Here is a 6487-nt window from a genome sequence, read left to right as displayed (position 1 = left end):
CACCCCCCCCCACCCCCCCCACCCCCACCCCCCCCCCCCCCCCACCCCCCCCCCCCCCCCCCTCCCCCCCCCCCCCCCCCCCCCCCCCCCCCGCCCGGGTGACCGGTGGTCAGCGCCTCGCGTCCCGCGAGTCGCCGAAGAAGATGCGGTAGAGGATGAGCAGCACGAGCGCCCCGCCGATCGCCGCGCCCCAGGTGGCGGCGTCGAAGAAGTGGTGCTGTACCGGCTTGTCGAGAATTTTGGCGGACAGCCAGCCGCCGACGAACGCCCCTGCGACGCCGATCAGGATGGTTCCGATCAGGCCGCCCGGATCGCGACCGGGCAGCAGAATCTTCGCGACGGCCCCGGCGAGCAGACCGAGGATGACCCAACTGATGATTCCCATAGGGGCCGTCTGCCCTGTGACCCGCGGGTCACACACACGAGTGCGCACCGCGCGGCGGTCAACACCGGGCGGGGGCACCGGAGTCGGGGCACGCCGCCCGGTCCGGCCGTGTGGAATACGGCACGGTTGTCGCCCGGCCGCCGGGCGCCCCTCGGTGTGCATATTTCCATATCCGCACCGCACGTTACAGAAAGCGTCACTCGGTGAAATCTGGAATTCACACGCGCGCAAGTTTTAGGTGGTCCCATCGCGGCTAATCCGCTGGTCAACCAGGTTTGTCGATTTCCCGCAGAGCGGGACCTGCGATGGGTGCGCGTCATGAACGAACTGCGTGTGCTGTCGATCTACGAGGGCTTCTTTTCCGGCGGTGCGAGGATTCTGCACAGCGACGTCGTGCGCGGTCTCAGCGGCGGCGCGCAGCGGCACGCGGTGCTGAGCATCGAGGGTGAGATGCACCGCGAGGCGACCAGGCAGCCGATGTCCGAGGACGCCTGCTACCGGGCGCTCACGGCGGCGGGTGTACCGGTGTCGGCCCTGCGCGACCGTTTCGGCGGCGAAGGCCGGGAGGACGCCGAGGCGGGCAGCCGTGAGGGCGGCCACGAGAGCGGCGGCGGCGTGTTCAGCCGGTCGGAGCTCGCGGCCACCGCCAGGGCGACGGCGGCGGCCGACGTACTCCTCTCGCTCAAGGAACAGCCGCTCACGCTGCTCAATCAGGCCGGGCTGCCGTACCGGCCGGTGGTGGTGTGCCTGCACAGGTCCGATCCGGAGAATCAGGGCCCCGCGCTGGACGCGCTGCGCGCCGCGGTGGCGGCGGGCCGGGTGCGGGCCTGCGTCTGCTGCGCGGAGTCGACCAGGGCCGCGTACGTGGCCGCGGGCATCCCTGCCGAGCTGATGCACGTCATCCCCAACGGCGTCGATCTGCTGCGGTTCCGGCCCGACGCGGTCCGCAGGGCCGCGATGCGGTCCTCGCTCGGTATCGCGGCGGACGCGCCCGTCACGGTCTTCGTGGCCCGCTACGCGGAGATGAAGAACGTGCCGCTGTTCCTGCGGGCGGCCAGGATCCATCTCGGGCGGGACCCCGGCGCGCACGTCCTGATGTGCGGCGCCGGGATGACCGCGGAGAACCCGGAGCTGACCGCGGACATCACGGCCGCCTTCGGTGACGCTCCCGGCCTGCTGCGGCGGCTGTCGCTGCTGGGCGTGCGGCACGACATGGAGACGGTGTACGCCGCCGCGGACGTGGTCTCGCTGACGTCGTCGTCGGGTGAGGCGGCGCCGCTGTGCCTGATCGAGGGCATGATGTGCGGCGCGGTGCCGGTGGCCACCGATGTCGGGGACTGCGCGGAGCTGGTCGCCGGGCACGGCTTCCTCACCCCGGCGGAGGCCGAGCCGATCGCCGCGGCCTGGTCGCGGGCGGCGGCGCTGGCCGCCGACTTCGCCCCGGCGCTGGCCCGCAGCCGCGAGCGCTTCAGCCAGACCCGCATGGTGACCGCCTACGGCGCGCTCATCGAGCGGGTGCACCAGGACGCGGTGCGCGCGGTCCGCCCGGCCCGTCGCAGGACCAGGACGCGCGCGGGGGTCCCGTACGGAGCCTGAGCCCGCCGGGACGGCAAGCCGGAGTACGCGGTACGGCGCGGCGGGAGCCCCACCGCTCCCCCGCGCCGTACCGAAGCCGCGCCGAAGCCGTCAGGCGCCGTAGTACGCGTCCCGGTACGAGAGGAAGAGGCCGCCCGGTCCGTCCACCGTCTCGGCGGCGAGGACGGCGTGCAGGAGGGCCCGGGTGAGCACGTCGGCGCCCGCCTCGAGGACGGCGTTCATCGCGCCCGCCTCGATGTGCACGCCGAAGGCAGGGTCGGCGGCGTCGGCCGTCCCCGGCGGGACGAGGGGGAGGCGGCCGGTCGCCATGGCGAAGACGGTGTCGCCGTCGGACAGGGAGTGGGCGGGGCGGACGGCGCGGGCGAGTCCGTCGTGCGCGGTGCCCGCCAGCTTCCGCGCCTGGGCGCGGGTGAGGACGGCGTCCGTCGCGACCACGGCCAGCGTGGTGTTGAGCGGGTGGGTCCGCCGCTCGGCGTTCGCGGCGGCAGCGGCGGCCGTACGGCGTCGGGCCCGCTCCAGGGCGTCGGCCGCGACGGGCGGGCCGTACGGGGCGAATTCCGCGGCGGCGGGGCCCGGCCTCGCGCCCCAGAGCGCGCCCGTGTCCGGGTCGACCACGGAACCGGCCGCGTTGAGCACCGCGAGCGCGGCCACCGTCACGCCGGACTCCAGGACCGTGCTGGCCGTCCCCACCCCGCCCTTGAGACCGCCGGCCACCGCGCCCGTACCCGCGCCGACGCAGCCCTGCGGCACCGGCGCGCCCTCCGGGGCCGCCGCCGCGGCGCGTACCGCCGCAAGGCCCGTCTCCGCTCCCGGTCGCGCCGTCCACGAGCCGCCGCGGCCGAGGTCGAACAGCGCGGCGGCGGGCACCACCGGCACCACCTGGCCGGGACCGCCGACCCGGAAGCCCCGGCCCCGCTCCTCCAGCCAGCCGACCACGCCGCCCGCCGCGTCGAGCCCGAAGGCGCTGCCTCCGGTGAGCACCACGGCGTCGATGTACGGCACGAGATTGCGCGGGTCGAGGGCGTCGGTCTCGCGGGTGCCGGGACCGCCGCCGCGTACGTCGACCGCGGTGACCGCGCCGCCCTCGGGGGCCAGCACCACCGTCGTCCCGGTGAGCCAGCCGTCGCCGGTCCGCTGGGCGTGACCGACGCGCACTCCCTCCACGTCGGTGAGGCCGTTGCCGGGACCCGGCCGTGCGCTGCCGCTCATGTCGTCCTCCGTGAGGTAGCCACGATCACGCGGGCCCGCGCCATCCGCGTACTCGCGGCCCGCCCCCTCACCGTACGAGACCGCGGCCGAACGTCGGTGTGCTCCGGCGCGTGTCAGGGCGCGCCGGAGCAAGGGGTATCCCATCAGAAGAACGACGTAAACTTCAATGTTTTTTACGCAACAAGTTGACCGAAGAGTGAAATCGACGGTCACTGCCGCCTCGGTGTCAGGTGCGCGCTCCTCGCCGTCTCGGCATGCGGGACGCCTTGATGGCGCGCCGCAGGCGACCGCCCGTGGGCCGCTGCACGGCGATCAGCACGATCATGCCCCGGTCCTGGACCCGGATCCGGCCGCCGGCCTTCACCTCGGACTCGTCGGTGCCGTCGGCCTCGGCCGCGGTGTCCACGGCGACCTGCCACAGGCCGCCGTACTCGCGCTCGGGGATCACGAAGTCGAGCGGTTCGTAGTGGCTGTTCAGCAGGATCAGGAAGGACGTGTCGGAGATCCGGCCGCCCTTCGGGTCGGACTCGGTGATGGCGTCGCCGTTCAGCAGCAGGGCGACGGCGCGCGCGTCGCCGCGGTGCCAGTTCTCCTCGCACATCTCACCGCCGTCCGGCCGGAACCACACGGCGTCCGCGACGGCCGATCCCCCGGTGTCGCCGCGGAAGAACCGGCGGCGGCGCAGCACCGGGTGCTCGGCGCGCAGCTTGATCAACCGCCGCGTGAAGTCGAACAGTTCGCGCTGCTCGGCGTCCAACGTCCAGTTCACCCAGGCGGTTTCGTTGTCCTGGCAGTAGACGTTGTTGTTGCCGCGCTGGGTGCGGCCCATCTCGTCGCCGTGCGCGATCATCGGCACACCCTGCGAGACCAGCAGCGTCGTCAGCAGATTGCGCTGCTGTCTGGCGCGCAGCGCGAGCACACCGGGGTCGTCGGTCTCGCCCTCGGCTCCGCAGTTCCACGAACGGTTGTGGCTCTCGCCGTCGTTGCCGTCCTCGCCGTTGGCCTCATTGTGCTTGTCGTTGTACGAGACCAGGTCGCGCAGCGTGAAGCCGTCGTGGCAGGTGATGAAGTTGATCCCGGCGCGCGGGCGGCGGTTGTCGTCCTCGTAGAGGTCGGAGGAGCCGGTGAGCCGGGAGGCGAGGGCGGGCAGTGTGCCGTCCTCGCCGCGCCAGAAGTCCCTGACGGTGTCGCGGTATTCGCCGTTCCACTCGCTCCACAGGGACGGGAAGTTGCCCACCTGGTAGCCGCCCTCGCCCAGGTCCCACGGCTCGGCGATCAGTTTGACGCGGCTGACCACCGGGTCCTGCTGCACGAGGTCGAAGAAGGACGAGAGCCGGTCCACCTCGTGGAACTGCCGGGCCAGCGTGGCCGCGAGGTCGAAACGGAAGCCGTCCACGTGCATCTCGGTGACCCAGTACCGCAGCGAGTCCATGATGAGCTGGAGGACGTGCGGATGCCGCATGAGCAGGCTGTTGCCGGTGCCGGTGGTGTCGAAGTAGTGCCGCGGGTCGTCGTCCACCAGCCGGTAGTACGAGGCGTTGTCGATGCCGCGGAAGGAGAGCGTCGGCCCCATGTGGTTGCCTTCGGCGGTGTGGTTGTAGACCACGTCGAGGATCACCTCGATGCCCGCCTTGTGCAGGGCCTTCACCATCTCCTTGAATTCCGTGACCTGTTGGCCGCGTACCCCGCTCGACGCGTACGCGTTGTGCGGCGCGAAGAAGCCGATGGTGTTGTAGCCCCAGTAGTTCGACAGGCCACGGTCGCGCAGATGGCCGTCCTGCGCGAACTGGTGCACCGGCATCAGCTCGATCGCCGTCACGCCCAGTTCCTTCAGGTGCTCGATGACCGCCGGGTGCCCGACTCCCGCGTAGGTGCCGCGTATTCGCTCCGGCAGGCCCGGGTGGGTCATCGTCAGACCCTTCACGTGCGCCTCGTAGATCACCGACTCGTGGTACGAGTGACCCGGCGCGCGGTCGTCCCCCCAGTCGAAGGACGGATCGGTCACCACCGACAGCATGGCGTGGCCGAGGCTGTCCATCGTGTTCTGCTCTTCGGGCGCGTGGAAGCGGTGGCCGAACGCCGACTCGTCACCGTCGACCTGGCCTTCCACGGCCGTGGCGTAGGGGTCGAGCAGCAACTTCGCCGGATTGCAGCGATGCCCCTCGTCCGGCCGGTACGGGCCGTGCACGCGGTAGCCGTAACGCTGGCCGGGGCCGACGCCCGGCAGATACGCGTGCCGGACGAATCCGTCCACTTCGGTCAGCGTGAGGCGCTGTTCCCGTCCCGCGTCATCGACGAGGCACAGCTCGACCTTCTCCGCCACCTCGGAGAACAGGGCGAAGTTGGTGCCCGAGCCGTCGTACGTGGCTCCGAGCGGATAGGGACGACCGTTCCACTGCTGCATTCACTGACCCTCTCGACCCTGCGTGAGCGACGATCCGACGTCCTCCCACTCATACCCCGTTGATCTCAGGCCATGGGTTCGTGAAGTGAACGGTCGCAGAAGGCCCTCGCGGACCGGTCGCGGACCGTACGACAGCGACCTCCGGCGGTGGCCGGAGGTCGCTGTCGCGAGCCGCGTCGGGCTCGGGGTGTCGCGAGGGTTCGGGTGTCGAGGGGGTTCGGCTGTCGCAGGGTGGAGGCGCCGGGGGTCAGGAGTCCGGGTTCGGGCGCCGGGGGATGTCAGGCGTCGTCGCCCGGCAGGGCCTCCGGGTCGTCCAGGAGGTGCACGGCGGCCTCCTCCGCGGAGGCGGCGCCGCCGTCGATGCCGACGTCGTCGGCCACACCGTCCTGGACCGGGCTGTCCACCCACTGCTCCGGGCTGGTCAGCCGGCCCGCGCGCAGGTCGCCCGCCTCGGGGTCGAGCAGTTCCCCGTCGGTGTCGGCGGCGTCGCCGAGGCCGTCCCCGTCGGGGAACTGCGGGGTGTCGGGGCGCTCCCTGGCCAGCCGCTGGTCCAGCGAGTCGCCGTCGCGCTGCTCCTCGGCCGTGGTGCCGTTCTGCTCGACGGCCAAGGGCCGCTCGGGCGGCGAGTACCCCTCGTCCAGGACGTCCTCGACGCCCCGGTCGACCAGGGTGTCCTCGGGCTCCAGCGGGCCCGCGTCCTCCTGGATCTCGCTCCCGTCCGGCTGGTAGACGTCGTCCCCCATGCCGTCGTCCGTCATGCGGTCGGACATCGTGTCCTCTTCCTGGTCGGTCGGCGGATTCGCGATGCCGGTGGTGGCATCACGGACGGTCGCCTGCCCGTGGTGCGGCGGCGGAAACGGTGGACATCCCACCGCGACCGTGCGGCGTACCCC

General features: G+C 72.3%; 5 protein-coding genes. 1 reads left to right on the top strand and 4 read right to left on the bottom strand.

What is annotated here, in order from left to right:
- Positions 1–109: 109 nt before the first annotated feature.
- The gene (locus ACZ4EF_RS13790; RefSeq protein ID WP_355349126.1) at positions 110–385 is read right to left on the bottom strand and encodes a GlsB/YeaQ/YmgE family stress response membrane protein; all 276 of its coding nucleotides are present in this window, start codon (positions 383–385) and stop codon (positions 110–112) included.
- Positions 386–703: 318 nt separating this feature from the next.
- On the opposite strand from ACZ4EF_RS13790, the gene ACZ4EF_RS13785 reads away from it, so the two are divergent.
- Positions 704–1981, top strand: a complete 1278-nt coding sequence (locus ACZ4EF_RS13785; protein WP_467504442.1) for a glycosyltransferase — start codon at positions 704–706, stop codon at positions 1979–1981.
- 90 nt (positions 1982–2071) lie between these two features.
- Here ACZ4EF_RS13785 and ACZ4EF_RS13780 read toward each other — a convergent pair whose 3' ends face one another.
- From ACZ4EF_RS13780 to ACZ4EF_RS13770, 3 genes are all read right to left on the bottom strand, one after another.
- Positions 2072–3190, bottom strand: coding sequence for a P1 family peptidase (locus ACZ4EF_RS13780; protein WP_467351021.1), 1119 nt, complete (start codon positions 3188–3190; stop codon positions 2072–2074).
- Positions 3191–3416: 226 nt separating this feature from the next.
- The gene (gene glgX, locus ACZ4EF_RS13775) at positions 3417–5594 is read right to left on the bottom strand and encodes a glycogen debranching protein GlgX (RefSeq protein WP_391049858.1); all 2178 of its coding nucleotides are present in this window, start codon (positions 5592–5594) and stop codon (positions 3417–3419) included.
- A gap of 278 nt (positions 5595–5872) precedes the next feature.
- On the bottom strand, positions 5873–6364 hold the full coding sequence (locus ACZ4EF_RS13770) for a DUF5709 domain-containing protein (protein WP_467504440.1): 492 nt from the start codon (positions 6362–6364) through the stop codon (positions 5873–5875).
- Positions 6365–6487: the final 123 nt, after the last annotated feature.

Source organism: Streptomyces sp. NPDC025721, assembly GCF_055558595.1.
This window is presented reverse-complemented; position numbering and strand designations above follow the sequence as displayed.